Source organism: Paraburkholderia sp. BR10937 (genome assembly GCF_040965695.1).
Lineage (GTDB): Bacteria > Pseudomonadota > Gammaproteobacteria > Burkholderiales > Burkholderiaceae > Paraburkholderia.
The window spans coordinates 106,560-133,123 of record NZ_JBFRCL010000009.1; the positions used below are offsets into that span (position 1 = coordinate 106,560).

Genomic DNA, 26,564 nt, shown 5'->3' on the forward strand with positions numbered 1-26,564 from the left:
CATTTTCGTCTCGCTCCCCTTACAGCACCTTGCCTTCCGTCTTCAGCTTCTCGACCAGCGTCTTCACGTCCGGCACCTTCACGCCTGCGCTACGCTTGGGCGGCTCGGCAACCTTCAGCGTCTTCAGACGCGGCGTGACATCAACGCCGAGGTCTTCGGGCTTCACGGTCTCCAGCGGCTTCTTCTTCGCCTTCATGATGTTCGGCAGCGTGACGTAGCGCGGCTCGTTCAGGCGCAGATCCGTCGTAACGACTGCGGGCAGCTTGAGCGACAGCGTTTCCGCACCACCGTCCACTTCGCGCGACACGGTCGCCTTGCCGTCGGCCACGACCACCTTCGAGGCAAACGTAGCCTGCGGCAGGTTCGCCAGCGCGGCGAGCATCTGGCCGGTCTGGTTCGAATCGTCGTCAATGGCCTGCTTGCCGAGAATGACCAGCTGCGGCTGTTCCTTGTCGACCAGCGCCTTCAGGAGCTTGGCGACAGCCAGCGGCTGGAGGTCTTCGTTCGACTCGATGAGGATCGCGCGATCCGCACCGATCGCCAGCGCCGTGCGCAGCGTTTCCTGCGCCTGCGTCACCCCCGCCGAAACGGCGATGACTTCCGTCGCCACGCCCGCTTCCTTCAGACGCACCGCTTCTTCCACGGCGATTTCGTCGAACGGGTTCATCGACATCTTCACGTTGGCGATGTCGACGCCCGTGCCATCCGACTTCACACGAACCTTCACGTTGAAGTCAACGACTCTCTTCACTGCAACCAATATTTTCATTTCGATATCTTCCTGGTAACTCATCGCGGAGGCTAAAGCGGCAATAGGAGCCTCGAAGGCAGTTCTGGGCGGGGCACACCCTCTGGAACCCCATCTATGTCTGGCGTGGAAACGGCGGCTGCCGGCTTAATATCCCGGCCTACGAGCAAAGAACGCACGAGGCATTTTGACCCCGCGAAAGATGATGGACAATTCCCAAATAAGCTGACACACCGTCAAACGCAATTTGACAATCGCGCTGGCAACCTACCGCTTTCTTCGGCACCTTCGGAATTGACTGAGGCACAAGGGCTGGCAAACGCACTGAACCAGCAGAGAAGCATTTGGTTCACCGTATCAGCGTTCTCATATTGGATCCAGTGACCGCCTGGAAGAACCGCCCACTTGCGGCCGCGACGACCTCTTGAGAGCCAGTCTGCGACCTTAGCCGGGTAATTCGCCGTTACGTCGCCGTCACCCCAGATGAACAGAATAGGATTCCGGAACGTCTCCAGCATGTCCCGTATCATACTTTGTCGCGTAAACTTCCCTCCGCGGTAGCGGCACTGGCGGCAGGTCGATTCATAGACTTTGAGCGCCACGTCATCTGCGCATGCAGAGCGTTGAAGCATCAGCGACATGAGGTTATGACGGAACGCGCTTTTTTGTTCTCGAGCTTCGAGCTTGCGCCACGAAATCATGTCTTTCGTTTGCCGGCGCCCCTGACCGTGTCCGCTGGGGCCTAGCAGCGCCATGCGTCGAATCGTGGTCCACTGCTGTGCAAACAGGGCAGTGATAACGCCTCCCAAAGAGAATCCCACGATATCAATCTCCGTTTCTGGACCAACTAATTGGGAAAGCGTGGCAACTAGCGCTGCTGCCATGTCTTTCAGCGAAACCATCGGATCTTCATTCTCGATCATGGTTCCGGAATCGCCCATCGAAGGAAGATCCGGCACCCAGACCGTGTGCTTCCACGAGAGCGGCTCGATATTTCGGACCCAGTGCAACCAGTTGCCATATCCGCCATGAATGAGCACCAAGGGTGAGCCCGAACCGAATTTTCGCCAGACGACCGGTATGGTTCCCCAGAAGACCGTATATTCTGCGCCGCTGCTCGCGAGGCAACGGATTTCGTCCCTCGAACTCGCACAAGCCATCATCAGGCTGCCCCTCTTATCGTTACTGCCGTGACGAAAAAGCCCTCCCGGATAGGCGTCCAGGAGGGCTTTAGAATGAATTGTGGTTTGGAAATCAGTTCTTTCCTTGCACCCGAAAATTCACCAGATCCACAGCCCCGTCACTGAAATAGACGGACAGATCGAGCCCGTAGTCTCTGGAACTCACGAATACAGAGACGGCCGCAGTCCGGAGACCTTCGGAGATCGCGTTTGTCCCTTGCTGGGCAGCAATGATGTTTCTGTCCTGGGTCACCATCTCGATCTCCGTTTACTGCGTCAAACCGCGAATCCCAGCGTTGAAGTTCACCATCGGCGATCCTGCCTCGTCGGTGGTCGTCTTGCGGATCTTGCCGACGAACATCTCGTGGGTGCCCAAGGCCGTCGTGTGGATGATGTCGCATTCAACATTGGCCAACGCGTCGACCAGGATCGGCAAGCCGTCCAGCCCCGAACCCCACTGCCCGTTCGCAAAACGCGGGCACCCTTGCGGCTCCTTCAGGAACTTCGTTACCACGTCATGGTGTGCGTGGCCCAGGATGTTGGCCACGAACTTGCCATGGGTCTTCAGCGGTTCAAGCATGGATGAATCGCGGTGCACGAAGAAGCCGACTAGCGGAGGCTCTGCCGAAATCGCCGTCAAGCTGGACACCACCATACCGCTCGGATTTTCGATATCTCCCGTGGTGATCGCGGACACGCCAGCCGCAAGCATGCGCATTGCCGCCTTGAAATCGTCGACAGAACTACCGGCCGCGTCTTCGTTACGCACAATGTGAGCACGAATCAGGCCTTCTTCGTTGACCCAGTTGAATTTCCTGGCGAAACCCACCATGGCTTCGAAGCCGGTCTCCCATTCAGCGTCCCCGGCCTTTCCGGACAGGAATCGAATGATCTGGGGATTGACCCAGACGTGCTCTTCATCCGAACGCTCGCCGACTCGCGCAATCGCCGCATCCAGCAAGGAGCCACGTTGCTCGTCTACCAAGATATCGAATTGTTTGAAGTGCGACGGCGCAATAAGAGTAATCGCACCGCTATTCGTCAAATGTAGACGCATGACAGGTCTCCGTATTTCTTGCTTACTAATTGATCAAGCGAACACTGCTGTTTCATTCCGCGCCAGTTCCTTGCGCACTGTCGGGATGATCTTGTCACCCCAGAGCTCGATCTGCTTGAGCATCATCTTCTGGTCGCAGTCACCAAGCTGCGTTTGGAGTGCGATATGGTTCGGCTTCAAGATCTCGATTTCCTGAAGCAGCTTGTCGACGACCTCGTTGATCGAGCCGACCGGCAGGTTGGCGCGCAGTTGGTCGAGGGTCATGTCGGCGGCGCACGGCGTTTCCTTCACGAGGTAGCCGTCGTCCATGTCCATGCGACGATCCTTCAGCGACTCCGAGATACGACGCGCCCAGCGCGCCGAATCGAGGTACGACCTGATTTCCGATTCGTTATCCGAAGCAAATCCACAACGCAGGAAACCGATCCTGGTCGTCGAGAGATCCTTGCCAAGTTCCGTGGCCAGCCCCTCGAGGCGAGCCCGCAAACCGCGCAGTGCGTCGGTGCCGCCGTGCAGAACCGTGGTGAACAGGTTCACATTTTCCTTGAACGCGCGACCCAGTGTTCCCGGGTTCATCGACGTGATCCACAGAGGCACCTTTTCCTGCACCGTGCGGATCGCAATCGACGTCGGCGGCATTTCGAAGTGCTTGCTCTTGTGCTTAAAGACTTTCTGGCCCAGCCCGTGGTTAATCATGTCCCACATTTCGTGGAAGATCTCGCCGCTATTTGCCAGGTTGCAGCCGAAGCGCTCAAATTCGAATTGCTGGTAGCCAGAGCCGATGCCCAGTTCGAGACGGCCGCCCGATAGCGTGTCTGCAAGACCGATTTCAGCGAGCAGACGTGCCGGATGATACAAGGGCAGGATACAAACCGCCGAACCCAGACGAATCTTCGTCGTCTTGGCTGCAGCGTGGGCGATCGTCATCAGGGGCGATGGCGAGAGCGAGTAGTTGTTGAAGTGGTGCTCTGCGTACCACGCGGCGTCGAAGCCAGCCTGTTCGGCGACAACCGTCTGCTCGATCGTATTGTGAATAACGCTCTGCGACGTCTGCGAGTACGAGCGTTGTTGGCCCAGGATAAATACACCGAATTCCATGATGTCGTCTCCGTTGTAATGGTTAATTGGATGGTCGATTACTGGCTGGATCTCCACTGGAACTGATTCTAAGCAGTTCGACGAATTCAGCACAATCCAAAAACCTCTGCTTCTGTATTAGGGATTTGACATCAATGCACTTCAAACTTCGCTAGTAGTTCGTAGTAAAGGACGCTTTCGCCGGAATGAAATTGTATAAATTCGGATCGTTCTATGAACGTACCATCCGAGTCAGAATATTGACGATGGGGGCGGGGCTATCTCGAAGTCGCGACTCATGCTTACGTTTGCCGGCCAATCGGGCGCGACAAGCGCCATACGGCCGTCGGGCAACTTGCTGCGCGGCGTTCGGACTTCGAGGAAGCGGAATTGACGACGCGTCGCCCCTTGGGGTGCGCGCCGCGTCAGATCAGGTCACACCACGCCCCGGTTCGCCAGATCGTCGATGCGATCGGCGCTGTAGCCCAGCACGTCTTCCAGTACGTCGCGTGTGCCCTCGCCCAGTTGCGGCGGAGCACGCCGCACCGGCATGCGTTCGCCGTCGAAGCGCCAGGGCGGCGCGAGCACGGGCGTCCTGCCCGATTCCGTATGCGGGTGAGGCTGCGTGGTCAGGAGCCCCGCTTGCGCTGCGCGCGGCGAAAGCAGCGCTTCGCGCAGCCCCGCCACCTCGCCGCAAGGAATGCCCGCACCCGCGAGCTTGCCGAGCAGCGCGGCGCGCGTTTCGGCCGCAATGGCCTGGCGGACTTCGGGCAGCAGTGCGGCGCGATTCTGCGAGCGCAGGATATTGGTCTCGAAGCGAGCGTCCTCGGCGAGATCCGGGCGCAGCAGCACTTCTCGGCAAAAGCGGTCGTACTGGCCGTTATTGCCCACCGCGACCACGAGCGGGCCATCGGAGGCTTCGAATACGCCATACGGAACGATCGACGGATGCTCGTTGCCAAAACGCGGCGGATCCTCTCCGGCCACGAGCGCTTCGAGTCCGTAATAGGCCGTTATCATGAGCCCGCAGTCGAACAACGCCATTTCGATGTGACGCCCGAGCTCGGTGCGCTCGCGTTCGTAAAGCGCGGCGAGAACCGCCTGCGCCGAGTACATGCCAGTGAACAGATCGACGGCCGCAACGCCGAATTTGAGCGGCGGCCGGTCGGCTTCGCCATTCAACGCCATCAATCCGGCTTCGCCCTGCACGAGCAAATCGTAGCCAGGGCGCTCCGCTTCCGGGCCGGCGCGATCGTAGCCGGAAATCGAGCAATAAACGAGCTTGCTGTTTTCGCGCTTTAGTTGCTCGTAACCGAGGCCGAGTTTTTCCGCGCCCCCGAATTTGAAGTTCTCAATGACGACATCGGAAGTCCTGGCAATATCGCGCGCGATCTGCTGCCCTTCCGGCGTTTGCAAGTCGAGCGTGAGCGAACGCTTGTTGCGGTTCACGCTATTGAAATAGGCTGTTTCCGTGCGGCCAATGCGTAAGCCCCAGTCGCGCGTGTCGTCGCCGCGCCCAGGATGCTCGACCTTGATGACCTCCGCGCCCAGGTCGCCAAGCACCATGGCGCACCACGGGCCGGCCAGCACACGTGAAAGATCAAGCACGCGCACACCGGCAAGCGGCAACGCCCTGTTTTCTGGAGCCATTGAATCGTTCCTCATTGCATTGCGCGCGACGAAACGGGCGCGCCAAGTGACCGTTCGTCCAGGATCTCGAATTGCTTGAAGTGGGACGGCGCAAAAGGAGTCATCGCACCGTGGTCAGTGAATTACCGGCTGGATCTCAATCTGGAGCCGATTCTAGGCACCTTGGCAACCAACACACAACCGGAAGATTTCTCGTTCTGTATTGCAGATTTGACATCAATACTCACCCGATTGCCGCACTTCTGTGTAGTAAAGTAACCATTGTAAATGGAGGGAATTTTCCGATCCAGATTCAGCATTAACCCCAATGGTGCAGCAGTGCGTTTCATGACTATGGCATGTTGCGGCCGATCAGTGCAGCCGAGAATAGCGGGGCCAAATAAGTTCTGATCTGCCCCTTGTCTATTCAGAGCCGGCGCGATCATGCCCAGCGCTCGTGTGCAGGGCATCCAGAGCAATAGTCATCCACTGATCAATAAAAAATCTGTTTCTCACTCCCTATAAACCCTGTGTTCCTCGACTGCGGATTTGTGTTTTTTCTGGATACGTCATTCAGGAATGTGCAATAATCAATCTTTAGTGCAAGTGAAAAGGTGAGTCGTCGTGGACCGACTTCGTGCGATGGAATTCTTCCTTTCCATCTCCAGAAATAAAAGTTTTTCAGAAACTGCTCGTCAATTCGGCATCGCCCCCGCCTCTGTTTCGAGAATGGTGTTGGATCTCGAGCATGACCTGAAGGTTAAGCTGTTCACCCGCACTACCCGCAATGTCGCCTTGACCGAAGCGGGGCTTGAGTATGCAAAGCATGTTGAAGGCATTCTGCGGCGCATTGAAGATGCCCATCGGAGCATCACTTCCATTACCACCGCTCCCACCGGAACGCTGCGAGTTCATTCGCGCGTTATGTTCGGCCTGGGCGTGTTGCCGGCTCTGATCAGCGAATTCTCCAAACTGTACCCGGACATTCAAGTCGAATTGGTGCTGAGCGAAAGCGCGGCCGACCTGAGCAAGGATCAGATCGATATTGATTTTCGCATTGCGCCTCCAGTCGAATCCGGGATCAAGCGCCGAATTCTTTTCAGGAGTGACCGTTATCTGGTCGTGTCTCCTGGTTACTTCATTGGCCGGAGCAAACCCACGTCGCCGGAAGAACTGAAACTTCATCGATGCCTCGCCTATTCCAAACCGGGAAATGGCTACTCATGGCGATTCCGAAAAGACGACGTCGAAACCGAAGTCCCGTTTCAGCCCTGTCATGTGAGCAATAACGGTATGGCCCTACTCGAATTTGCGCGTATGGGTGAAGGGATCGTTCTGCTGGATGACTACACCGTGCATAAAGATCTCATGAGTGGACGATTGGTGCGCCTGCTGCCCGAGTATCAGGTCACCAATTCCTCATTCGAAGACGGTATGTACGCGACGATTATCGACTCTCCGTCCATCCCGACCAAAATCCGCCTGTTTTTGGACTTCGTCGCTTCCCGCGTCTCCGGCTCAGAACTCAGATTCTCCGCTTACGCGTCTCACGAAGCGAGAAATCCAGCAACGTTACCAGCATAAGGCTTGCCAGCCACCCTGGACTACCCGCGAATTTGGTGAATCAGCCTTGGTTTTTGCTTGAAAATCATCCAGTCTGGCCACGGTACACTCTCTTGCAACCTTGTTACCACCAATCAAGAGATAACTACCGGAGTAGACGCATGAGCGCAGACGTGCAAGAGACCGCCGAAACTACGGTGACCCTGGAAGTCCAAGATGGCGTGGCCCTGGTCACGCTCAATCGCCCCGAAATCAAGAACGCGCTGTCGCGGGCCATGCGTCGTCGTCTCATTGCCGTATTTGACGAGATCAGCCTTCGCGACGATATTCGCTGCGCTGTCCTGACCGGCGCCGGTACCGCCTTTTGTGCTGGAGCGGATCTGCGCGACCGCCCGGACCCCGACATCCCGGGCGACTTCCTCGATCACAACCGTTGGACTCGCGAAACCGGCAATTCGATCAAAGAGTGCGCAAAGCCCGTGATCGCCGCCGTCAATGGGCCTGCCCTGGGTGCCGGCCTGGGCTTGATGGCCGCATGTGACATCATGTACGCGTCAGAAAACGCCGTATTTGCAATGCCGGAGATCAACGTCGGCCTGGCAGGCGGTGCGTCTATGCTGCGTACGTTGTTCGGTCGCTCGACCGTCCGCCGCATGTTCTTTACCGGCGACAAGTTGACCGCTCAAGACCTGCTGCGTCGCAATGTGCTGGAGGACGTGCTCCCCGCTGACCAGCTGCTGCCCCACGTCATGGAGCTGGCTCGCCGCATTGCCAGCAAGTCCCCAATCGCGCTCGTCCAGGCAAAGAAAGCGGCCAACTTCACGGACCAGATGCCCCAGCGTGAGGCCTACCGTCACGAGCAGGACATCACGATGATGTTGGCGAGGACCGAGGATGCCAAGGAAGCCCGCACGGCATTTCTGGAAAAGCGCGCACCGGTCTTTAAAGGTCGGTAATCTATTAACCGAGAATAGAAAGCTACCATGCAACAAGATCTGGCTGGGCGTTATGCCCTCGTGACCGGAGCCGGTGCTGGAATTGGTAAAGCGACCGCTCTCAGGCTGGCCGCACGTGGCGCTATCGTTGGCGTCAACGACCTGAAGGAAGAACTAGTCAACGATACCGTCGAAGCCGTGATCGCCTCCGGCGGCCACGCATTTCCGGTCGTGAAGAACGTCTCGACGCGCGAAGGCATCACCGAGGCCGTTAACATCGTTTACGAAAAAGGCGGTCGTTTCGATATCCTGATCAGTAACGCAGCGTGGGTTCGCTATCAGTCGGTGCTGGAAATCGCACCAGAGACTGTCGATCGTATGCTCGATGTCGGTTTCAAAGCCGTAATCTGGGGGATTCAAGCCGCGACTGCAGTCATGGATCCTAAGCGCGGCGGCTCCATCGTCAACGTGGCCTCGACGGCAGCGCTGCGCTCAGCCGCGAACTCCATTGTCTACTCGGGCATCAAGTCCGGCATCCTGGGGATCACGCGCGCGGCGGCGGCAGAATTGGGTGCCCGAAATATCCGCGTCAATGCCGTTTGCCCTTCCGCGGTTCCGACCGAAGGCACGGTTCGAAATCGTAATGAAGAACGTGATGCCCGGCGCGTGGCCACGACTCCCCTAGGCCGCTTGGGCAACGTCGATGACATCGCCAAGGCAATCGCGTATTTGGCCTCCGATGATGCTGGGTTCGTGACTGCACAGTGGATGGCTGTCGATGGCGGGATCACCTTCACGAACATTTAAGCCATAGAAACATGCTGTTTACTAGCGAGACATCTTCACATCGCGAGACTCATAAGCAGAAAATCTAAGTTCCGATCCAGAGACGCGAGACGCGACGAAGTCCATGAACAGGCGAATCTTGGCAGGAATGGCTGGCGAATCAACGATTGTCGCGTACATACCATCTTCGAAACTGGAATTGGTCACTTGATACTCGGGAAGCAGGCGCACCAATCGCCCGCCCATAAGATCCTTATGAACGGTGTAGTCGTCGAGAAGAGCGATACCTTCACCCATGCGCGCGAATTCGAGTAGAGCGATACCATTATTGCTTACGTGACGGGGCTGAAACTGGACTTCAGTTTCAGCCCCGTCTTTTCGGAATCGCCATGAATAGCTCGTTCCCGGCAGGAAATAAGCAACACACTGATGGACTTTTAGTTGTTCCGGCGACGCGACTGGGCTTCGACCAACGAGGTAACCGGGAGACACGACCAGGTAGCGATCGCTTCTGAAGAGAATTCGGCGTTTGATCCCCGACTCAATGGGGGGCGCAATGCGAAAATCAATATCGATTTGATCCTTGTTCAAATCAGCCTGGCCTTCGCTCAGCGTCAGTTCGATCTGAATTTCCGGGTACAGTTTCGAAAATTCGGCAATCAGGGTCGGCAACACACCCAGGCCGAACATAACCCGAGAATGAACTCGTAGCGTTCCCGAGGGTGCAGAGGTGATAGAAGTGATGCTTCGTTGCGCATCATCTATGCTCCGCAGGATGTCCTCGACATGCTTTGCATATTCGATCCCCGCTTCGGTCAGGGCGACATGGCGGGTAGTGCGGGTGAGTAGCTTAACCTTCAGGTCATTTTCGAGATCCAAAACCATTCTCGAAACGGAGGCAGCGGCGATACCGAATTGGCGGGAAGTTTCGGAAAAGCTTTTATTTCTGGAAATGGAAAGAAATAATCCCATCGCACGAAGTCTGTCCACGAAACCTCCCTTCTCTTGTTTTCGATATGTGGAACGATTTGTCTTTTCCGGAGCAGCTTGATCAGAAATAGCACAAAGCCGCTACGCAGAGGCAGCAGCTTTGTGAAATCCAATTCAGGTTCGCTGACCTATCAGTGGAAGGCTGCCTCCGCCTGGAGATCATCGTGTCGACGGCGCAGGGACGGGATGCCGAAGCCGATACAGAAGATTGCGATCGAGGCAACCACGGTCGGGAGTGCGACCGCTGCCACGATGGTCGTCAGGGGCCAGCCGAGCCCAATCAGCGTAGCGCCCAGGAACGTCCCGGCCACCCCTCCGAAGCGACCAACAGCCAGCACCCAGGCAGCGCCCGTAGCACGCGAGGAGGTTGGGTACATCTGGGTTGCGAGCGTGGACATCGAGGAGCAGGCTCCGTTGTTGCCCATTGCCGTCAACACCAGCATCCATAGCAGTGCATTGCCGTGAACACCCGTGATACCGACGGCAACAGCCAGAATTGCCGAGATCGCGAAGTAGCTCGAGATGATTCGTAAGGAGCCGAACTTGTCCATCAGGATACCACCCAGGAGAATGGCGATGCCCGAAAACCAGTTGAACGCCATCATGACGTTGGCGGTTTCGGCCAGGGAACGACCTTCCGCGCTCATGATCGTCGGCGTCCACATCAGCAGCACGTAGAGCACGACCGTCGAGCAGATATACGCAACCCACAGGAGCAGCGTCGGCACCGCTAGCTCTTTCGTGAACAGTTCAACAAACGAGAACCTGTGCTTTTCAGTAGCGACAGTTGCGTCAGCAATAAACCTGGCACCCGAAAAGTCGACTGTCGAATCGATGCGCGAAAGAGCCTTGGCGATTTTGGCGCTGTCTTTCTGGGCGTTCGCGAGGTATCGAACTGATTCCGGCAGGAAGAACAGGAGTAAAGCGGCCACGATCAAGGGTGCGACACCACAAACCATGAGATAGCCTTGCCAGCCATGTTGTGGAATCACGAAGCGGGCCAGCGGACCGCAGATTCCGCCACCCACCGCGTAGCCGAACAGCATCCCATTCACTGCACGGCTGCGCATGCGCGACGGGAGAAACTCGTTCATCATCGTGGCGCAAAGCGGAATTGCAGCGCCAAGACCGATACCGGTATAGAAGCGCGACCACATCAGTTCGTGCAGCGTCGCGGACTGTGCCGACCAGATGGTGGTGACACCGAAGAGCGCAACGCTCAGGATCAGAACCAAACGGCGGCCGATGCGGTCAGCGAACGGAGCGCCCAGTGCTGCACCGATGCCGATGCCGATCAACGATGCCGAAAGGACCGGTGCCAGGTCAGCCTTGGTTGCCTGCATTTGCTTGAGCAGCGCTGGGGCGATCAGACCCATTGCACTTGCATCGAGACCATCCAGAAGAATGGTCAGAAACATGAGCAGGAATAGAATTGCGTGGAATGGCTTAAGTGGCCGTTCGTCGATGAACGACTGGACGTTAATGGTTTTCATTTCCAGGTTTGATAGCCTATAGGTTTTTACAACACTGGGTATCTTTTAAAGCATCAACTAGAAGTTGTGAACCAGGCCGATGGAGACCCCAACCTGAGACGAGGCGCCCGGCGCCATATTGAGCAGCGTCTGGGTACTATATTTGTCGTATTTGTAAGCACCCGTGAACCAGTTGCGATCGGCTTCTGCGTACAGCGACGTCGATTTCGACAGCGAGTACAGTGCTTCGACGTATGCCGTGTTTTTGTTGCCGTTTGCGCCGTCAACGTTCGAGAGGTTCTTGGCCACGTCGAGGTAGTAGGCACCGATCAAGGTGAAGAACGGCGTCACTTGATAACGCGCACCGATCGTCGTCACGTAGTCGCGGCGAGCCGGACCCGCGGCGCCGTCGATTGTCGTCAGGCGCAGCGTCACCAGGTTCAGGTATGCCTTCAGACCGCCGTACGTGTAGGTACCGCCGACCCACCAGTTGTCCTGCGTACCCGTTGCATCCGGGCTGTACTGACGCTGATATGAAACGGCGGCTTCCAGGCCGTGCGACGCGTAGTACACGTCGCCCGAGTAGTTGACGCCCGCACGCGATTCGCCGGCCACACCCGACGGGTTGTAGCTCGCGCTCAATGCGAAGTCGCCAAGATGCTTCGTGTAGACAATGTTGTTGTTGGTACGCGAATCGCGGGTCCACACGTCGGTCAGGATTTGACCGAGCGGGCAGATTGCGGCGATACCGCCACCAATGAAAATCGGGTCCATCATGATCGCGCGCAGTGCGGTCGTTGCGTACTGGCGACCTAGCGTCAGACGGCCGAACTGCTGGCTGTCGATGCCAACGTATGCCTTCCCGTACCACAACGTGTTCGGCGAAGTCATGGCACCGGTGTTGATGTTGAAATAGTTTTCCAGCTGGAAGACTGCCTTGGTGCCGCCACCCAGATCTTCCGTGCCGAAAAAGCCCCAACGCTCCGGTGCGATCGTATTGGCCATCTGGAATGTCGAGCCGCCTGCGGTGTTGTTGACGTAACGAACGCCGTTGCTGAGGTAGCCATACATCGTGACCGAGGACTGCGCGTGTGCAACAGATGTCAAGGATGCCGCGGCAACCGCCGCCGCAAGGATTTTCGTCTTCATTTAGTCTCCAATATCAGAAGCCGCGCTTTCGCGCGCTCATTTATTTATGTTGATACCTACCTGCCTGGTGAAAGTTGCACCCACCCGCCGACCAGTCAGCCGTCTTCAAACGGCAAGTCGGTGCGCCCCACAAACAACACAACTGCTGCGATGCTGGAAACGAATCGTCAAACGTCACTACAACAATGACCCGCGGCTTCAGTTAGGCGATGTTCGTAGTAGCGAGGCTGCGATTGAAAAGCGGGACGCGGAGGAAAGACTGCTGCGCTCGTGCCCTGACAGCGCAAGTCAACATTCGTGATGTCGTTCGAGGATCGCGTGCGACAACCGGAACATGATCAGGACTGCTTTTGATAGAGACGAATAAAACTGCCTGACCGGTGACAGTGTAACCATCAGGGCCTCTGGCTACGACGCCAGCGCACGAATCGCCGCGTTGAAGTTCACCATCGGTGATCCAGCGTCGTCGGTTGTCGTCTTGCGGATCCTGCCCACGACCATCTCGTGCGTTCCCAGGGTCGTCGTATGGATGATGTGACATTCGACATTAGCCAGCGCATCCACCAGGATCGGGATTTCGTCCAGACCCGAACCCCACCGGCCACTGGCGAAGCGCGCGCTACCCTGCTGCTCGTTCAGGAAATTCGTCACCACGTCATGGTGCGTCTGCCCCAGGACGTTGGCCACGAACTTGCCATTGCTTTTCAGCGGCTCGAGCATGGACGAATCGCGGTGCACGAAGAATCCAACCAGCGGCGGCTCCGCCGAAATCGACGTCAGGCTCGACACCACCATACCGCATGGATTGACGATATCGCCCGTCGTGATCGCGGAGACGCCAGCGGGCAACATACGCATTGCTGCCTTGAAATCATCGACGGAACTACCTGACGAGTTGTCATTGCGCACAATGTGGGCCCGGATCAGGCCCGCTTCGCTAACCCAGTTGAATTTCCTGGCGAAACCAACCATTGTTTCGAAGCCGGCCTCCCAGTCAGCGTCCCCGGCCTTGCCCGACAGGAAGCGAATCACCTGCGGATTCACCCATATGTGCTCATCGTCAGCACATTCACCGATTCGTGCAATCGACTGATCCAGCAAGGAGGCGGGCTGCTCGTCCACCAAGATCTCGAATTGCTTGAAGTGCGACGGCGCTATAAGCGTAATCGCGCCACTATTCGTCAAATGCAGACGCATGCGATGCCTCTCGGATTTATTGCTTGCTGCTAGATCAGGCCGTCGCAGTTTCGTTTCGCGCCAGTTCCTTGCGCACTGCCGGGATGATCTTGTTGCCCCAGAGTTCGATCTGTTTGAGCATCGTCTTCTGGTCACAGTCACCGAGTTGCGTCTGAAGCGCGATGTGATTCGGCTTCAGGATTTCGATTTCCTGGAGCAACTTGTCCACGACTTCATCGACCGAACCAACCGGCAGATTCTGACGCAATTGGTCGAGGGTCATGTCCACGGCGCAGGGCGTTTCCTTGATGAGGTAGCCGTCGTCCACGTCCATACGGCGATCCTTCAACGATTCCGAAATGCGACGCGCCCAGCGTGCGGAATCCAGATACGCATCGATTTCAGCCTTGCTGTTCGATGCGAAGCCGCAACGCAGGAAGCCGACCTTGGTCCTGCTGAGATCCTTGCCCAGTTCCGAGGCCAGACCTTCCAGCCGACCACGTAGACCACGCAGAGCGTCGTTTCCGCCGTGCAGGACCGTCGTGAAAAGGTTCGCGTTTTCGTTAAATGCACGACCCAGCGTACCCGGATTCATCGACGTGATCCAAAGCGGCACCTTCTCCTGAATGGTGCGGATCGCGACCGACGTCGGCAGCATTTCGAAATGCTTCCCCTTGTACTCAAAGACCTTCTCGTTCAGTCCCTTGTTGAGGATATCCCAGATTTCGTGGAAGATTTCGCCCGACGTCGGGAGATCCGATCCGAAGCGCTCGAATTCAAACTGCTGGTAGCCCGAGCCGATGCCCAGTTCGAGACGGCCGTCGCACAGCGTGTCTGCAAGACCGATTTCGGCCAGCAGACGTGCCGGATGGTAGAGCGGGAGAATGCAAACTGCCGAGCCAAGGCGGATCCTGGTCGTCTTGGCCGCTGCGTGAGCAATCGTCATCAGCGGCGAAGGCGAGAGCGAGTAGTTGTTGAAGTGGTGTTCTGCGTACCAGGCGGCATCGAAGCCCGCCTGCTCGGCCACGACCGTTTGCTCGATCGTATTGTGGATGACGCTCTGCGATGTCTGAGCGTAGCTGCGCTGCTGCGCGAGAAGAAATACGCCGAATTCCACGATGGCATCTCCTTTGTAATGGTAAGTAGATTACTGGCTGGAGCTTAGTCTGGGGCGGATTCTAAGCAGTTCAGCAACCATCACACAACCCAAGAAATGTCTCGTTCTGTATTGCGAATTTGACATCAATACTCACGCGATTGCGGCGCTTCCGTGTAGTAAAGTGGCCTCACCCTCGGAGGGCTATCTCCGATCCAGATTCGGCATTAACCCCAATGGTTCAGCAGTGCGTTTCCTGTATACGGCACGTTGCGGCGCTGTTTGCCTGATTCGGCAAACGGGCCCATGGAGTGAGACTTTAGACAGATAAAACAGGACGACAATGAACGGACTGATGCAACAACGGCCGCTTCTGATCTCCGATTTGATCGAGCACGCGGCCAACAACCATGGCGATCAAGAGATCGTATCCAGCATGGGCGATGGCAATTTCCATCGCTATACCTGGTCTGCCGCGCGTGGCCGCTCGAAGCAGGTTGCAAACCTTATCCAGTCACTGGGTGTGGCCGCAGGCCAGCGTGTCGCTACGCTGGCGTGGAATACGCACCGCCACCTTGAACTCTATTACGGGGTTTCGGGCACTGGCGCAGTCCTGACCACCGTGAACCCGCGCCTGTTCACGGAACAGATCGTCTATATCCTGAATCACTCCGGGAGCACGCATGTATTCTTCGACGTGAGCCTGGCAAAGCTCGTGGCAGAAATCGCGCCGCAATGCCCGAATATAAAAGGCTTCATCGCCCTGTGCGAAGCCGGCCAGATGCCCGATATCGTTGTTCCCGGCCTCGCTTGCTATGAGTCGCTGATGGACGGCTGCAGTGACGTCTATGCATGGCCGCAACTCGACGAAAATAGCGCGTCGTCCATGTGTTATACCTCGGGCACGACGGGCAAGCCCAAAGGTGTTCTGTATAGCCATCGGTCAACCGTACTGCATGCCATGTCCACCTGCATGGCCGACAGCTTCGCCATCAGCGCACGCGACAGCATCCTTCTGATCGTACCCATGTTCCATGTGAACGGCTGGGGCATCCCGCATTCGTCGGCAATGGCCGGTGCCAAACTCGTGCTACCTGGCGCGCAACTTTCTGGCGAGAACGTGTACTCGATGCTTCGCGACGAGCAGTGCACCGTGTCTTGTGGCGTACCCACCGTCTGGATGTCGCTGCTCGAGTACGCGGAAAACGTGTATTCAGAACAGCGTCGCCGTGACATCGTCTTGACCCGTGTGCTCTCGGGGGGATCGGCTGCCCCTCGCCGCATTATCGAGAAGTTCGAGCAGTATTTCAGCGTCTATTTGTGTCAGGCATGGGGTATGACTGAAACGAGTCCTGTCGTGACCGTGAACATTCCCCTACCCAAGCACAACGACCTGACGCTCGATGAGCGCTTCGAGCTTCAAATGCTTGCCGGTCGTCCGCTGCCCGGTACCGAAATCGCGATCTTCGACCACGAAGGCAACCGCCTTCCCCACGACGGCCACACTACCGGTCAATTGAAAGTGCGCGGCCCCTGGATTGCCCGCGCTTATTACAACCACGAAGACGACGCATGGGATGCGAATGACTGGTTCGCAACCGGCGACATGGCGACGTTGAACGCCGACGGCTATCTCAAGATCACGGATCGCGCGAAAGACGTGATCAAGTCGGGTGGTGAATGGATTTCGTCGCTGGACCTGGAAAGCGCGGCTCTCAGCCATCCTGCGATTGAAGAGGCGGCGGTGATTGGTCTGCGCCACTCGCACTGGCAAGAGCGCCCGCTGCTCATCGCGGTGAAGCGCAAGGGCACGGATGTGACGACTGAAGACATGCTGGAGCACATGCGCAAGCACGTTGCGAAGTGGTGGCTTCCCGATGACGTCGTCTTCGTGGATTCCCTCCCCCATACCGCGACCGGGAAACTCTACAAGGTTCCGCTGCGCAAGCAATTCGAGAGCTTCAGGTTCTCGACCGATGTCGAAAATGCTTAAGGATATGCCTATGCCGTCCCAGAAAACTGTTCTTATCACGGGTTCCGCTTCCGGTATCGGTTATGCGAGCGCCATGCGCTTCGCCAAAGACGGCTGGCGCTGTGTGCTGGTGGATTACCAGGCCGAAGCATTGCGGGGCTTGATTGAGAAAATGCCGCAGGTTGGCGAGCCGCACCTGATTCGCGTCGTCAACTTGATGGAGCCCGCGGCAATCGCTGCCCTGGCCGCGGATATGCCGGATCTCGACGCGATCATCAACAATGCGGGCATGTCGGACAGCACGCAATTGCCGCTCACGGCGATGACGCAAGAGCAGCTTGCGCCCCTTGTCCGTCTGAATCTGGATGCACCTCGCCTGATTTTTCAGGCGCTGGAAAAGAAGCTCAAGCCGCATGGCCGCGTCGTCAATGTCTCGTCGGGCGCCGGGCTGCATGCGATCCCTTTCCGTGGCGCTTACTCCCCCACGAAGACCGGTGTTATCGCATTCACGAAAGCGCTGGCCAAGGCGCGTCCGGATCTCGGCGTGACCGCCCTGTGCCCGGGTTTCGTACGCACGGAAATCGTGCGCCGCCTGATTGAATCGGGCCGTCTCGATCCGGTTCGCGCCGCTGGCAAAACTCCCCTCGGTCGTTTTGCCGAGCCGGTTGAACTTGCTGAAGCCCTGTTCTTCCTGGGTGGCGAAGGCTCGCGCCCTCTCTCGGGTTCCGCCGTGTCGGTGGACGGCGCGGCTTCGGTCTACGGGGGCTCAATCCAGTGCGCCCCGGCCGAGTACGAAGTCCTCGCCATGGATACGGAAACGACCATCGACGTCGTGGGTGCCGCTCCGGACGCCAGCCAGAACTGGATGCCGCTACAGACCGAAAATAAGGACGCCAGGTACAAGTCGGTCATCGACGCTTCCGTGCTGAACGCAGCGGCTGGCGAGCGCCTGAACGCCGCGCATGAAACGGCAAAGCGATTTGCTCAGTCCTATACGCAAAACGCAAGCCTGACTCTCCTGCTCCCGCCGCAGACTGACGACTGGGCTACCTGCGGTGACGATGCGGCGGCACGTATGTTCGTCGCGACGCAGGCTTGCGAATGGGGCTCGAAGGGTTTGCGCATCAACTCGCTCGAAGTCCTCGCGCAGACCCCGGTCTCCAGGGTGCAGCCCATCGCCCACTACATGGCGAGCGCGGCGGCACAGTTCCTGACCGGACAGTCGTGGACGATAGCCCCTTGATTGCGGGTATCAAATAACAAATGGAGACGCGGATGCAGCAGTCAGCGGAACAAAAACGGATCAAGGAAAAGTTCATCGCCGCACGCGGCTACTGGCGCCCGTGGACCGATACCATTCTGAATCTCCATCCCAACTTCCTTGAGCGGTATGCGGACTATGCTGACCAGCCCGCGAGGAAAGGCCCGCTTAGTCCACGGATGGTGGAGCTTGTGTACGTTGCGCTCGACGCTTCGTCAGCTCACATGTACGCGCCGGGTCTTTCGACCCATCTCAAAGGGGCCTTGAATGCGGGGGCAACACCTTTTGATGTGCTCGACGTGCTTCATCTGGTGGCGATGCAGGGGCTGGAAGCCGTGTACGCCGGCACTGCGATTCTTGGCGAAGAACTTGGCGCCCAGAAGCCCGACGACAGCCAATCCGCCGGCATTCCGGTTGGTGACGAATTCAAGGCCGCTCATCCGGTCGCTGCCTCATTGATCGAAGACCTCGCGCGGTTCGATGCAGAGTACGCGCAGGTTGTGATGGACTTCATTCAATTCGGTGGCACGGGCAACGGCTTGAGCGATGACGAACGCCTGCTCGTTCAGATCGCCTTGAATGCCTGCTTCACTGCGTCCAATCCAGAAGCGGTGCGCCTCCATATTCGTGCCGCGTTGAACAAGGGCATTTCTGCATCGGCCATTCTCCAGGTTATTCAGCTTGGCGCTCACCTTTCGGTGCACGGCACCGCCTTGGGCGCAATCTCGCTTAACGAAACCATCGAATCCGTCAAAGGGCAAGGTAATGAGTCACGGTGAAAATTCCATGTCCTGGCTGGGTCTCTCTGGACGAATTTGCGTAGTCACGGGCGGTGCCGGTGGCATCGGTTCGGAAACGGCAAGACAAATGGCGGCCGCGGGCGCGAAAGTCGCGATCCTCGATCGGACGCAGGAAGCCTGCTCTGGCATCCTGAACGACATTCAGCTGGCGGGAGGCACCGCGATCGCCGTCGGTTGTGACGTGTCTGACGCCGCGTCTGTTGCTCTTGCTGCCGAAACAGTGCTCCGCGAACTCGGCCCTGCTGACGTTCTGGTCAACAACGCAGGTATCGGTGGTGGTGGGCGTGTCGCCCTGCTCGATGCGTCGCTCGATGAATGGCAGCGTCTGCTGTCGATCAATCTGACGGGCGCATTCCTCTGCTCACAGGCGTTCGGCGCCCAAATGCGCGACGCGGGCAAAGGCGGAACCATGGTGCATGTGGCATCTATCGGCGGGGACATCGCAATCCCCAAGGGCATTGCATATAGCGTGAGCAAAGCCGGCGTTCTGATGCTCTCCAAACAGCTTTGCCTGGAGCTCGCGCAATACGGAATTCGCAGTAATTGCGTTAGTCCTGGCTTGGTACGCACTCCTATGAGCGAGGCATATTACCAGGACGAAGGTCGCTTGCGCGCGCGCAATGAGGCTGTGCCCAGCGGCCGGATTGCCACATCAAATGACATGGCAGAGGCGATTCTCTTTTTGGCCAGCAATCGGTCCAGCTACATCAATGGCGAAGATTTATTGATCGATGGTGGTTTGAGCCAGGTGGTGATGGCAAATATTCCGCGCGCCTGATTCACGGCCGCACTCGCACTTAACAAAGGAATCAAGAAAATGGAATTCAATACCCTCCTCGTCGAGATCAAAGACAAGATCGCTCTCGTTACGCTCAACCGTCCGGAAAAGCGCAACGCCCAGAACGCTCAAATGCGCAACGACATCATCGATTGTTTCGACGTGCTCGGCGCGCGTGACGACGTTTCGGTCATCGTGGTTACGGGTGCGGGTTCCGCGTTCTCGGCGGGCGCCGACATCAGCGACCGCAAGGACCTCTCGCAACCCGGCGCGTTCCCAAAGCATCACCGTATCGTCCGTGAATCGGCGTATGCGATCCGCGAATGCCCGAAGCCCATCATTGCCGCTATCAATGGCGCGGCCATGGGTGCCGGCTTCGGCATCGTGATGAACTCGGACATCTGGGTCGCGTCGGAGGACGCTTACGTTTCGATGCCGGAAATCAATGTCGGCCTGGCCGGCGGCGTCTCGTTCCTGAACCGCATTTTTGGTCAATCGCGGGCGCGCCGCATGTTCTACACGGGCATGAACGTCACGGGTCATGAACTGTATCGCCTCGGCCTCGTGGAAGCGTGCACGACGAAGGAAGAACTGCTGCCCTTCGCGATAGAAATCGCCAGGGAAATCGCGTCGAAATCGCCTGTCGCGTTGCGTCTCGCGAAGGAAGCTGCGCGCATGACCGAGAACATGCCGCTGCGCGAAGCCTATCGCTACGAGCAGGGCAACACCGAATTCCTGTCCAAGACCGAAGACTCGAAGGAAGCGCAGCGCGCCTTCCTCGAAAAGCGCGCTCCGGTTTACGTGGGCCGCTAATCGGCCGGACAGCTAAAAGATCTGTGGCGACGAGCCTCCACCCGGTTTAGTCGTACTAATAGATTGCATAGAGTTAACTATGAGTGAAATGGATCAAGTGCGGGACGAAGCATTTTATGCGGTCTTTCGCAAAGAAATTGCTGACTATATCGAAGCCAATGTGCCCGCCGAAGTGCGTGCCGCAACGCGCGCAAACAAGAAGCTCGGCCGCAAGCTCCTGAGCCAATACACGGCTGCCATGGCGAAGGGCGGTCTCGGCTATTCCGCTCCGGGCTGGACCAAAGCGTTCGGCGGCCCCGGTTGGGACGTGATGCAGCGCCTGATCTTCGAAGAAGTGACGGCGGCCATGGACTGCCCGCAGCTGTATCACCACGGCATTGGCCACATTGGTCCCGTGATCCAGGCATTCGGCACGGACGAGCAAAAGGCGCGCTTCCTGCCGCCGATCATCGATGGTTCGGAGTGGTGGTGCCAAGGCTATTCGGAACCGGGCGCGGGCTCCGATCTGGCCTCGCTCAAGACCGCTGCTGTTCTGGACGAAGCCGGCGAGAATTACATCGTCAACGGCCAGAAGATCTGGACGTCGCACGCTCAGGAAGCGGACATCATGTACACGCTCGTGCGAACGAGCAACGAAGGCAAGCGTCAGGAAGGCATCACCCTGCTCCTGATCCCGATGAACACGCCGGGCATCGAAGTGCGCCCGATTCACACGATTGACCAGTGGCACCACGTCAACGAAGTGTTCCTGAAGGACGTCAAGGTGCCGGTGTTCAATCGCATCGGCGCCGAAGGTCAGGGCTGGTCGTACGGCAAGTTCCTGCTTGACCGCGAACGTCTGAGCCCTGCACTGATGCCGCGTCTGCTGCGTCACGTTCAACAAGTGACCGAACTGGTTCAGGAAAAGATCAAGGAAAAGGGCGCAACCCCGTCGCTGCTGAAGGCACTCGACCGCTTGCTCGAAGTCGAAGCCGGCGCATACGGTACGCGTGAAATCCTGCTGTCGGCGATCAAGGAAGACGTGGCTGGCACGCTTCAGTCATCGAAGTCGTCCGCGCTGAAAATGGCGTGCTCGAAGCAAAGCCAGGAAGTGACGTCGATTGCAATGGACGTACTCGGGCCTGAGTACGCTGCTCGCCTCCTTCCGCTGCTGCCGCTGGCAACGACGGAAGACGAGCTGAACCTCGAACGCAACTTTGTCCATACGTACCTGTTCTACCGTTCGCGTACGCTGGCCGGCGGCTCGACGGAAGTTCAAAAGAACATCATCGCCAAGTCGATCATGGGCGCGGGCTATGCGGTGAGCAACATGTTCCAGGGCGACATGTTCGACTCGTCGGCACGCCTCGCCGCTGCGGCTGAAACGCAGAAGGGCGACGCCGTCGAAGGCCTGGCCTCGGGCAAGTGGCAACAAGCCCTCGAACTGGGCTGGCAGTCGGTTCTGGTTTCGGAAGACAACGGTGGCGTCGGGGCGACGCTCACGGATCTTGCAGGCATCGTTGAAGCGGCCTCGCGTTACACGAACGTGATGCCGCTGGTCGAGCGTTGCGCCGTGAGTCCGGTTCTTCTCGAAGCAGCGGCTGCAGCACCAATTGTTGCTCCAGTGCTCGAACAACTGCTGAGCGGCGAGGCTTCAGTGTCGCCAGTTCTGCAATCGCAGTCGGGCACGCCTCTCCAGGCCGCTACGGTTCGCCTGGAAGGCAGCGTCCTGCGCGGTGCAATCTGCGGTTCGAACGAAAGCGAACCTGCAACGCATGTCATCTTCAACGCGTCGACCGCCGACGGTCAGGCCGTGGTGCTGATCGCGCGTACGCGCCTGGCGGATCGCGCCCAGTTCTTCGGCGGCATCGACGGTACGGTGATCGTAGATTACGCGGTTGACGGCCTCGAAGTCAGCGAAGACGAAATCATTCTGGTTGGCGCTGCCGCTAACGTCGCGGTCAATCAGGCTCTGCAGATCGGCGCACTGCTGTCGTGCGTGCAGATCGTCGGTGCAGTGGGTGCAAAGGTCGAGCAGACGATCCAGTACCTCAACGACCGCGTGCAGTTCGGCAAGCCGCTGGCTGTCCATCAGGTGCTTCAACACAGCGTCGTGGATTGCTATGTGGCCTACGAAGGTGTCAAGGGTCAAGTCGCTCGCCTGATCGAAGGCTTCAACGGCAGCGATGACTGCGCTATCGACCGTCTGGTCGTGCTGACCAAGATGTTCTGCGCGGGCGTTGCGAAGGACGTCGGCCACGCTGTTATCCAGATGCACGGCGGCATGGGTATGACCGTGGAAATGCCTGCAACGCAACTCTGTATGCAGTCGCGCACAGCAGCGGAGCGGTTCGGCAACCGTAGCCAATGTCTCGATTGGCTCGTCGCACAAGTCTGAACCCGGCTTGAACCCGACTCGATTCCGGCTCCCGGCGTGACCGGGGAGCACTCGACCTTACTCGCATACCATGACATCTTCTACTCTCAGCGCATTGTTTGACGCAAAATCGGTGGCCGTTGTCGGCGCCTCGTCGGATCCGGACCGCATCGGCGGTCGTGTACTGCGATTCCTTCGCGAATCCGGCTATCAGGGCAAATTGTTCCCGATTAACCGCAGCGGCTCGGAAATCCAGGGCCTTCCGGCGTACCCGTCGATCCTTGACGTACCCGAAGTTCCGGATCAAGCGATCATCGTGGTACCGACTGGCGGTGTCGAATCAGCATTGCGCGATGCAATCCAGAAGGGTGTCAAGTCGGTGGTCGTCCTGACCGCGGGTTTTGCCGAAATCAACGCAGAAGGCCGTGCCGTTCAAGACCGTATGGCCGCGATGTGCAAGGCCTCGGGCGTTCGCATGGTCGGACCCAATTCGCTCGGACTGCTAAACGTTGAATCGCGCCTGTTCTCGACGTTCTCGGTCGTGCTCTACGGCGTCAGCCCGAAGGTCGGCAACATCGCTCTGGCGACTCAGTCAGGCGCCTTCGGTTCGGCTTTGTACGGCGCTGCCACGCTGCGCGGCATGGGCTTCAGCAAGATCGTGGCCACGGGCAACGAAGCAGACGTCGATGTCGCCGAAGCCATCGATTACCTGGCTGAGGATCCGAGCACCAAGGTCATCATGGCCGCGCTTGAATCGGCGAAGGACGGTCAGAAACTGCGTCGTGCTTTGCTGAAAGCGGCCAAGGCTCAAAAGCCCGTCATTATCATGAAGGTCGGTCGCTCCGAACTCGGCGCTGCCGCCGCAGCGACCCACACGGGTTCGCTGGCCGGCAACGACGCGGCCTACGACACCGTTTTCGCCGAGTGCGGCGCGTACCGCGCCCAGTCGCAAGAAGAGATGCTGGACATCGCGTACCTGATCTCGACCACGGGTCATCTGCCGGTCAACAACGAACTGGGCGTTCTCACTTCGTCTGGTGGTATCGGCGTGATGGTCGCAGACGCATGCGGCGACTCCGGCCTCACGATGCCCGCCCTCCCTGAAGCCGCCAGGACGCCAATGCTTGAACTGCTGCCGTTCGCGGTCGCCGCCAACCCGCTGGACGTGACGGCTCAAATCACATCGGTCAAGAACGGCACGGTCCGCGCGCTGGACATCATGCTCTCAAACAGCAGCTACGGCACAACGCTGGCGTATCTGGCGTCGGCGGGCCTGGCTCCTGCATCGTTCAAGACCAGTTATGAGCAGCCGTTTACCGAACTCAAGACCCGGCACCCGGAACGCGACGTCATCGTGGTCACGCTCTCCGTGCCCGAAGTTGATCGCGAACTTGAAAAAATCGGCATTCCGGTCTTCAACGACGCAACGCGCGCCACGCTCGCACTGGGTGCGGCCGCAACGATCCGCGCACGTTGGGCGCACCTGTACGAGCCGGCTCAAGCGAAGCATCAAGCCAATAAGTTGGGCGACGTGAGCACGGAAGCTCTGGCCAAGGAAGCATTGGCAGAAGCTGGCCTGCCGGTGCCGCAAGACGTCCTCGCGATCAACGCTGAGGCTGCGGTTGCGGCTGCCGATGCGATGGGTTACCCCGTGGTGCTCAAGATCGTGAGCCCACAAATCGTGCACAAGACCGAGGTTGGCGGCGTCGTTCTGAACGTAAAGAACGCTGAAGCGGTGCGCGCTGCTCACCAACAGATCCTCGACAGCGTGCACGTTCACGTACCTGATGCACAGATCGACGGCATTCTCGTGTGCCCGATGATCGCGGGTGGCACCGAAATGATCCTCGGGGTGAACAACGATGCAACCTTTGGCCCGATGATTCTCGTGGGCGCCGGCGGTGTCAATACCGAATTGTACAAGGACGTGTCCCTGGTCTCCGCCCCACTCACGCAAGCACGCGCACGTCAGGCGATCGAGAAGGTGAAGGCCACCGCACTCTTGAAAGGCTGGCGTGGTTCCGCTCCCAAGGACATGGACGCACTGGTCACGGCAATGGTCAAGCTCTCGGACTTCGCGATGAATCATCCGGAAGTCATGAGCGTGGACGTCAATCCGCTTGTCGTCCGTGAATCCAGTGCCGCGGTGCTCGACGCTGTGATCATCAAGCATCCTGAAGCGGCTCTCTAAGCCGTGAACGTGGCCGGGCGACCCGGCCGCCATCCCACCCACGCCAGGAATCCCATGAGCCAATCTGAAATCTCGAATCAAGCGGTGCAAGATCTGCTTGACCGCGAAGCGATTCGCCAATGCCTCTATCGCTATTGCCGGGGCGTGGATCGAGGCGACGAGAGTGCGCTGCGTGCGACCTATTGGAAGGACGCAACGGACCGTCACGGCCCCTATCAGGGCACGGCTTCGGGATTCTGCGATTGGGCCATGGAATCGATCAAAACGGCCGGTCGCATGATTCATATGATCGGCAACATCATGATCGAATTGCACGGCGACCATGCATTGGCCGAAAGCTATTTCCACGCCGTTCAGGAAGACCGAAAAAGCGCGAATCAACCTGCCGAAGTTATTCTCTATGGGCGCTATATCGACCGTTTCGATAGGCGCGGCGGCGAATGGAAAGTAGCGGCACGCACCGTCGTCTACGACTGGAGCCGCACGACGCCCATCGAAACCACCACCGACATTGAAATGTTCGGGACCGCTCGTCGTCCGTTGGGTTCGCGCTACCCAACGGATACGCTCTATGAAATTCGCGCCGAAATCCTGGCGCTGAATGCTGCTGAAGTGGAAGGCACCGGCAAGAAAGCATAATGACAAACTATTCTATCGACGTTATCGGAACATCCCGCGACGCGCTGGGCGAATGCCCGCTATGGGACGATCGCAAGCAGATCTTGTATTGGATTGATTCCCACGCACGCCAGGTGAAAGCGCGTGATCTGAGAGACGAATCCGTGCGCGAATGGGAAATGCCTTCACAGATCGGCTCCATCGCATTGTGCGAGAGTGGTCGTCTTCTCGTCGCACTCGCCCACAGCTTTTGCTTTCTCAATACCGAAACCGGCGACATCAGCCACTTTGTGGACGTGGCGCATCCTGCTCCCAATATGCGGCTCAACGACGGTCGAGTCGATCGTGAAGGCCGCTTTGTTGTGGGCTCGATGGCGCTCGGGCGCCGGGAGCCGGTGGGCGAGTTGTATCAACTCGACGGACGCGGCAATCTGAAAGTCTTGGAAACGGGTATTTGCGTCACCAATTCGACCTGCTTTAGTCCCGATGGCGAGCATCTTTACTTCTCAGATAGCCTGAGCCACCAGCTACGCCGTTATCGCTATGACTCGACGTCCGGCGCGATTAGCGAACGTACGCTGTTCGTGGACACAACGTCGCTGAGATCGGGTCCCGACGGTGCCACGATTGATGCACAGGGCAATCTCTGGACAGCAATGGTTATCTCGGGCCAATTGGCTCGATTCGCTCCTGACGGCCAACTCGATCTTCTGATCGACCTGCCGACGGTCTATCCGACCTGCCCGTCGATCGGGGGGACCGATCTCGATACGATCTTCGTGACCAGCATCAGCAACAGCGGAAACGCTCTCAAGAGTGAAAATCCGAATGCGGGTGCAGTCGTCGCAGTCACGGGTAGTGGCGTGCGCGGTCTGCCGGAATGCCGGTTCAAAGACCATTGATCCAATTAAAAATG

The 26,564-nt window shown here is 58.1% G+C and carries 23 protein-coding genes; 12 read left to right on the forward strand and 11 right to left on the reverse strand.

The window, feature by feature from the left end; genetic code table 11:
* Positions 1–19: 19 nt before the first annotated feature.
* From AB4Y44_RS10085 to AB4Y44_RS10110, 6 genes are all read right to left on the reverse strand, one after another.
* Positions 20–769: an electron transfer flavoprotein subunit beta/FixA family protein gene (locus tag AB4Y44_RS10085; protein ID WP_368699393.1), complete on the reverse strand. Its 750-nt coding sequence runs from the start codon at positions 767–769 to the stop codon at positions 20–22.
* Between the two features lie 215 nt (positions 770–984).
* A complete protein-coding gene (locus AB4Y44_RS10090) occupies positions 985–1,788 on the reverse strand; it encodes an alpha/beta fold hydrolase (RefSeq protein ID WP_368699452.1) in 804 nt (267 codons plus the stop codon).
* 214 nt (positions 1,789–2,002) lie between these two features.
* Positions 2,003–2,185 (reverse strand): hypothetical protein, encoded by a 183-nt coding sequence (locus tag AB4Y44_RS10095; protein ID WP_368699394.1) that lies wholly within the window; start codon positions 2,183–2,185, stop codon positions 2,003–2,005.
* A gap of 12 nt (positions 2,186–2,197) precedes the next feature.
* Positions 2,198–2,986, reverse strand: coding sequence for a flavin reductase family protein (locus AB4Y44_RS10100; protein WP_368699395.1), 789 nt, complete (start codon positions 2,984–2,986; stop codon positions 2,198–2,200).
* Between the two features lie 33 nt (positions 2,987–3,019).
* A complete protein-coding gene (locus AB4Y44_RS10105; RefSeq protein WP_368699396.1) occupies positions 3,020–4,084 on the reverse strand; it encodes an LLM class flavin-dependent oxidoreductase in 1,065 nt (354 codons plus the stop codon).
* A 414-nt stretch (positions 4,085–4,498) separates the two neighbouring features.
* Complete coding sequence (locus AB4Y44_RS10110) at positions 4,499–5,713, reverse strand: CaiB/BaiF CoA transferase family protein (protein ID WP_368699397.1); 1,215 nt, start codon at positions 5,711–5,713, stop codon at positions 4,499–4,501.
* Positions 5,714–6,316: 603 nt separating this feature from the next.
* Here AB4Y44_RS10110 and AB4Y44_RS10115 point away from each other — a divergent pair.
* The 3 genes from AB4Y44_RS10115 (at position 6,317) to AB4Y44_RS10125 (ending at position 8,997) form a co-directional block, all read left to right on the forward strand.
* Positions 6,317–7,276, forward strand: a complete 960-nt coding sequence (locus tag AB4Y44_RS10115) for a LysR family transcriptional regulator (RefSeq protein ID WP_368699398.1) — start codon at positions 6,317–6,319, stop codon at positions 7,274–7,276.
* Between the two features lie 140 nt (positions 7,277–7,416).
* Positions 7,417–8,211, forward strand: coding sequence for an enoyl-CoA hydratase/isomerase family protein (locus AB4Y44_RS10120; RefSeq protein WP_368699399.1), 795 nt, complete (start codon positions 7,417–7,419; stop codon positions 8,209–8,211).
* Positions 8,212–8,238: 27 nt separating this feature from the next.
* Positions 8,239–8,997, forward strand: coding sequence for an SDR family NAD(P)-dependent oxidoreductase (locus tag AB4Y44_RS10125; RefSeq protein WP_368699400.1), 759 nt, complete (start codon positions 8,239–8,241; stop codon positions 8,995–8,997).
* Positions 8,998–9,018: 21 nt separating this feature from the next.
* Here AB4Y44_RS10125 and AB4Y44_RS10130 read toward each other — a convergent pair whose 3' ends face one another.
* The 5 genes from AB4Y44_RS10130 to AB4Y44_RS10150 form a co-directional block, all read right to left on the reverse strand.
* On the reverse strand, positions 9,019–9,966 hold the full coding sequence (locus AB4Y44_RS10130; RefSeq protein WP_368699401.1) for a LysR family transcriptional regulator: 948 nt from the start codon (positions 9,964–9,966) through the stop codon (positions 9,019–9,021).
* A gap of 131 nt (positions 9,967–10,097) precedes the next feature.
* Positions 10,098–11,459: an MFS transporter gene (locus tag AB4Y44_RS10135; protein ID WP_368699402.1), complete on the reverse strand. Its 1,362-nt coding sequence runs from the start codon at positions 11,457–11,459 to the stop codon at positions 10,098–10,100.
* A gap of 57 nt (positions 11,460–11,516) precedes the next feature.
* The gene (locus AB4Y44_RS10140; protein WP_368699403.1) at positions 11,517–12,587 is read right to left on the reverse strand and encodes a porin; all 1,071 of its coding nucleotides are present in this window, start codon (positions 12,585–12,587) and stop codon (positions 11,517–11,519) included.
* A 408-nt stretch (positions 12,588–12,995) separates the two neighbouring features.
* On the reverse strand, positions 12,996–13,784 hold the full coding sequence (locus AB4Y44_RS10145; protein WP_368699404.1) for a flavin reductase family protein: 789 nt from the start codon (positions 13,782–13,784) through the stop codon (positions 12,996–12,998).
* A gap of 34 nt (positions 13,785–13,818) precedes the next feature.
* Positions 13,819–14,880, reverse strand: coding sequence for an LLM class flavin-dependent oxidoreductase (locus tag AB4Y44_RS10150; protein ID WP_368699405.1), 1,062 nt, complete (start codon positions 14,878–14,880; stop codon positions 13,819–13,821).
* A gap of 322 nt (positions 14,881–15,202) precedes the next feature.
* Between AB4Y44_RS10150 and AB4Y44_RS10155 the strand changes: the two genes are divergently transcribed.
* The 9 genes from AB4Y44_RS10155 (at position 15,203) to AB4Y44_RS10195 (ending at position 26,550) form a co-directional block, all read left to right on the forward strand.
* Positions 15,203–16,852: a long-chain fatty acid--CoA ligase gene (locus AB4Y44_RS10155; RefSeq protein ID WP_368699406.1), complete on the forward strand. Its 1,650-nt coding sequence runs from the start codon at positions 15,203–15,205 to the stop codon at positions 16,850–16,852.
* Between the two features lie 10 nt (positions 16,853–16,862).
* The gene (locus AB4Y44_RS10160) at positions 16,863–18,074 is read left to right on the forward strand and encodes an SDR family NAD(P)-dependent oxidoreductase (RefSeq protein WP_368699407.1); all 1,212 of its coding nucleotides are present in this window, start codon (positions 16,863–16,865) and stop codon (positions 18,072–18,074) included.
* A gap of 32 nt (positions 18,075–18,106) precedes the next feature.
* Entirely contained in the window at positions 18,107–18,871 is a 765-nt protein-coding gene (locus AB4Y44_RS10165) for a carboxymuconolactone decarboxylase family protein (protein WP_368699408.1), read from the forward strand.
* A gap of 7 nt (positions 18,872–18,878) precedes the next feature.
* On the forward strand, positions 18,879–19,670 hold the full coding sequence (locus AB4Y44_RS10170) for an SDR family NAD(P)-dependent oxidoreductase (protein WP_368699409.1): 792 nt from the start codon (positions 18,879–18,881) through the stop codon (positions 19,668–19,670).
* A gap of 39 nt (positions 19,671–19,709) precedes the next feature.
* Complete coding sequence (locus AB4Y44_RS10175) at positions 19,710–20,483, forward strand: enoyl-CoA hydratase/isomerase family protein (RefSeq protein WP_368699410.1); 774 nt, start codon at positions 19,710–19,712, stop codon at positions 20,481–20,483.
* A gap of 79 nt (positions 20,484–20,562) precedes the next feature.
* A complete protein-coding gene (locus tag AB4Y44_RS10180; protein ID WP_368699411.1) occupies positions 20,563–22,860 on the forward strand; it encodes an acyl-CoA dehydrogenase family protein in 2,298 nt (765 codons plus the stop codon).
* A gap of 70 nt (positions 22,861–22,930) precedes the next feature.
* Positions 22,931–25,030, forward strand: a complete 2,100-nt coding sequence (locus AB4Y44_RS10185; RefSeq protein WP_368699412.1) for an acetate--CoA ligase family protein — start codon at positions 22,931–22,933, stop codon at positions 25,028–25,030.
* Between the two features lie 54 nt (positions 25,031–25,084).
* Positions 25,085–25,669: a nuclear transport factor 2 family protein gene (locus AB4Y44_RS10190; protein WP_368699413.1), complete on the forward strand. Its 585-nt coding sequence runs from the start codon at positions 25,085–25,087 to the stop codon at positions 25,667–25,669.
* Entirely contained in the window at positions 25,669–26,550 is an 882-nt protein-coding gene (locus AB4Y44_RS10195; RefSeq protein ID WP_368699414.1) for an SMP-30/gluconolactonase/LRE family protein, read from the forward strand. Before AB4Y44_RS10190 ends, AB4Y44_RS10195 begins: the two co-directional genes overlap by 1 nt.
* The last annotated feature ends 14 nt before the right edge of the window (positions 26,551–26,564 follow it).

What these genes read in the sequence shown, in the direction of transcription:
- AB4Y44_RS10180 (WP_368699411.1), top strand. Translation starts at nt 20,563, where the DNA reads ATGAGTGAAATGGATCAAGTGCGGGACGAAGCATTTTATGCGGTCTTT.
- AB4Y44_RS10165 (WP_368699408.1), top strand. Translation starts at nt 18,107, where the DNA reads ATGCAGCAGTCAGCGGAACAAAAACGGATCAAGGAAAAGTTCATCGCC.
- AB4Y44_RS10160 (WP_368699407.1), top strand. Translation starts at nt 16,863, where the DNA reads ATGCCGTCCCAGAAAACTGTTCTTATCACGGGTTCCGCTTCCGGTATC.
- AB4Y44_RS10190 (WP_368699413.1), top strand. Translation starts at nt 25,085, where the DNA reads ATGAGCCAATCTGAAATCTCGAATCAAGCGGTGCAAGATCTGCTTGAC.
- AB4Y44_RS10110 (WP_368699397.1), bottom strand. Translation starts at nt 5,713, where the DNA reads ATGGCTCCAGAAAACAGGGCGTTGCCGCTTGCCGGTGTGCGCGTGCTT.
- AB4Y44_RS10175 (WP_368699410.1), top strand. Translation starts at nt 19,710, where the DNA reads ATGGAATTCAATACCCTCCTCGTCGAGATCAAAGACAAGATCGCTCTC.
- AB4Y44_RS10155 (WP_368699406.1), top strand. Translation starts at nt 15,203, where the DNA reads ATGAACGGACTGATGCAACAACGGCCGCTTCTGATCTCCGATTTGATC.
- AB4Y44_RS10125 (WP_368699400.1), top strand. Translation starts at nt 8,239, where the DNA reads ATGCAACAAGATCTGGCTGGGCGTTATGCCCTCGTGACCGGAGCCGGT.
- AB4Y44_RS10195 (WP_368699414.1), top strand. Translation starts at nt 25,669, where the DNA reads ATGACAAACTATTCTATCGACGTTATCGGAACATCCCGCGACGCGCTG.
- AB4Y44_RS10135 (WP_368699402.1), bottom strand. Translation starts at nt 11,459, where the DNA reads ATGAAAACCATTAACGTCCAGTCGTTCATCGACGAACGGCCACTTAAG.
- AB4Y44_RS10145 (WP_368699404.1), bottom strand. Translation starts at nt 13,784, where the DNA reads ATGCGTCTGCATTTGACGAATAGTGGCGCGATTACGCTTATAGCGCCG.
- AB4Y44_RS10140 (WP_368699403.1), bottom strand. Translation starts at nt 12,587, where the DNA reads ATGAAGACGAAAATCCTTGCGGCGGCGGTTGCCGCGGCATCCTTGACA.
- AB4Y44_RS10120 (WP_368699399.1), top strand. Translation starts at nt 7,417, where the DNA reads ATGAGCGCAGACGTGCAAGAGACCGCCGAAACTACGGTGACCCTGGAA.
- AB4Y44_RS10100 (WP_368699395.1), bottom strand. Translation starts at nt 2,986, where the DNA reads ATGCGTCTACATTTGACGAATAGCGGTGCGATTACTCTTATTGCGCCG.
- AB4Y44_RS10095 (WP_368699394.1), bottom strand. Translation starts at nt 2,185, where the DNA reads ATGGTGACCCAGGACAGAAACATCATTGCTGCCCAGCAAGGGACAAAC.
- AB4Y44_RS10085 (WP_368699393.1), bottom strand. Translation starts at nt 769, where the DNA reads ATGAAAATATTGGTTGCAGTGAAGAGAGTCGTTGACTTCAACGTGAAG.
- AB4Y44_RS10170 (WP_368699409.1), top strand. Translation starts at nt 18,879, where the DNA reads ATGTCCTGGCTGGGTCTCTCTGGACGAATTTGCGTAGTCACGGGCGGT.
- AB4Y44_RS10185 (WP_368699412.1), top strand. Translation starts at nt 22,931, where the DNA reads ATGACATCTTCTACTCTCAGCGCATTGTTTGACGCAAAATCGGTGGCC.
- AB4Y44_RS10105 (WP_368699396.1), bottom strand. Translation starts at nt 4,084, where the DNA reads ATGGAATTCGGTGTATTTATCCTGGGCCAACAACGCTCGTACTCGCAG.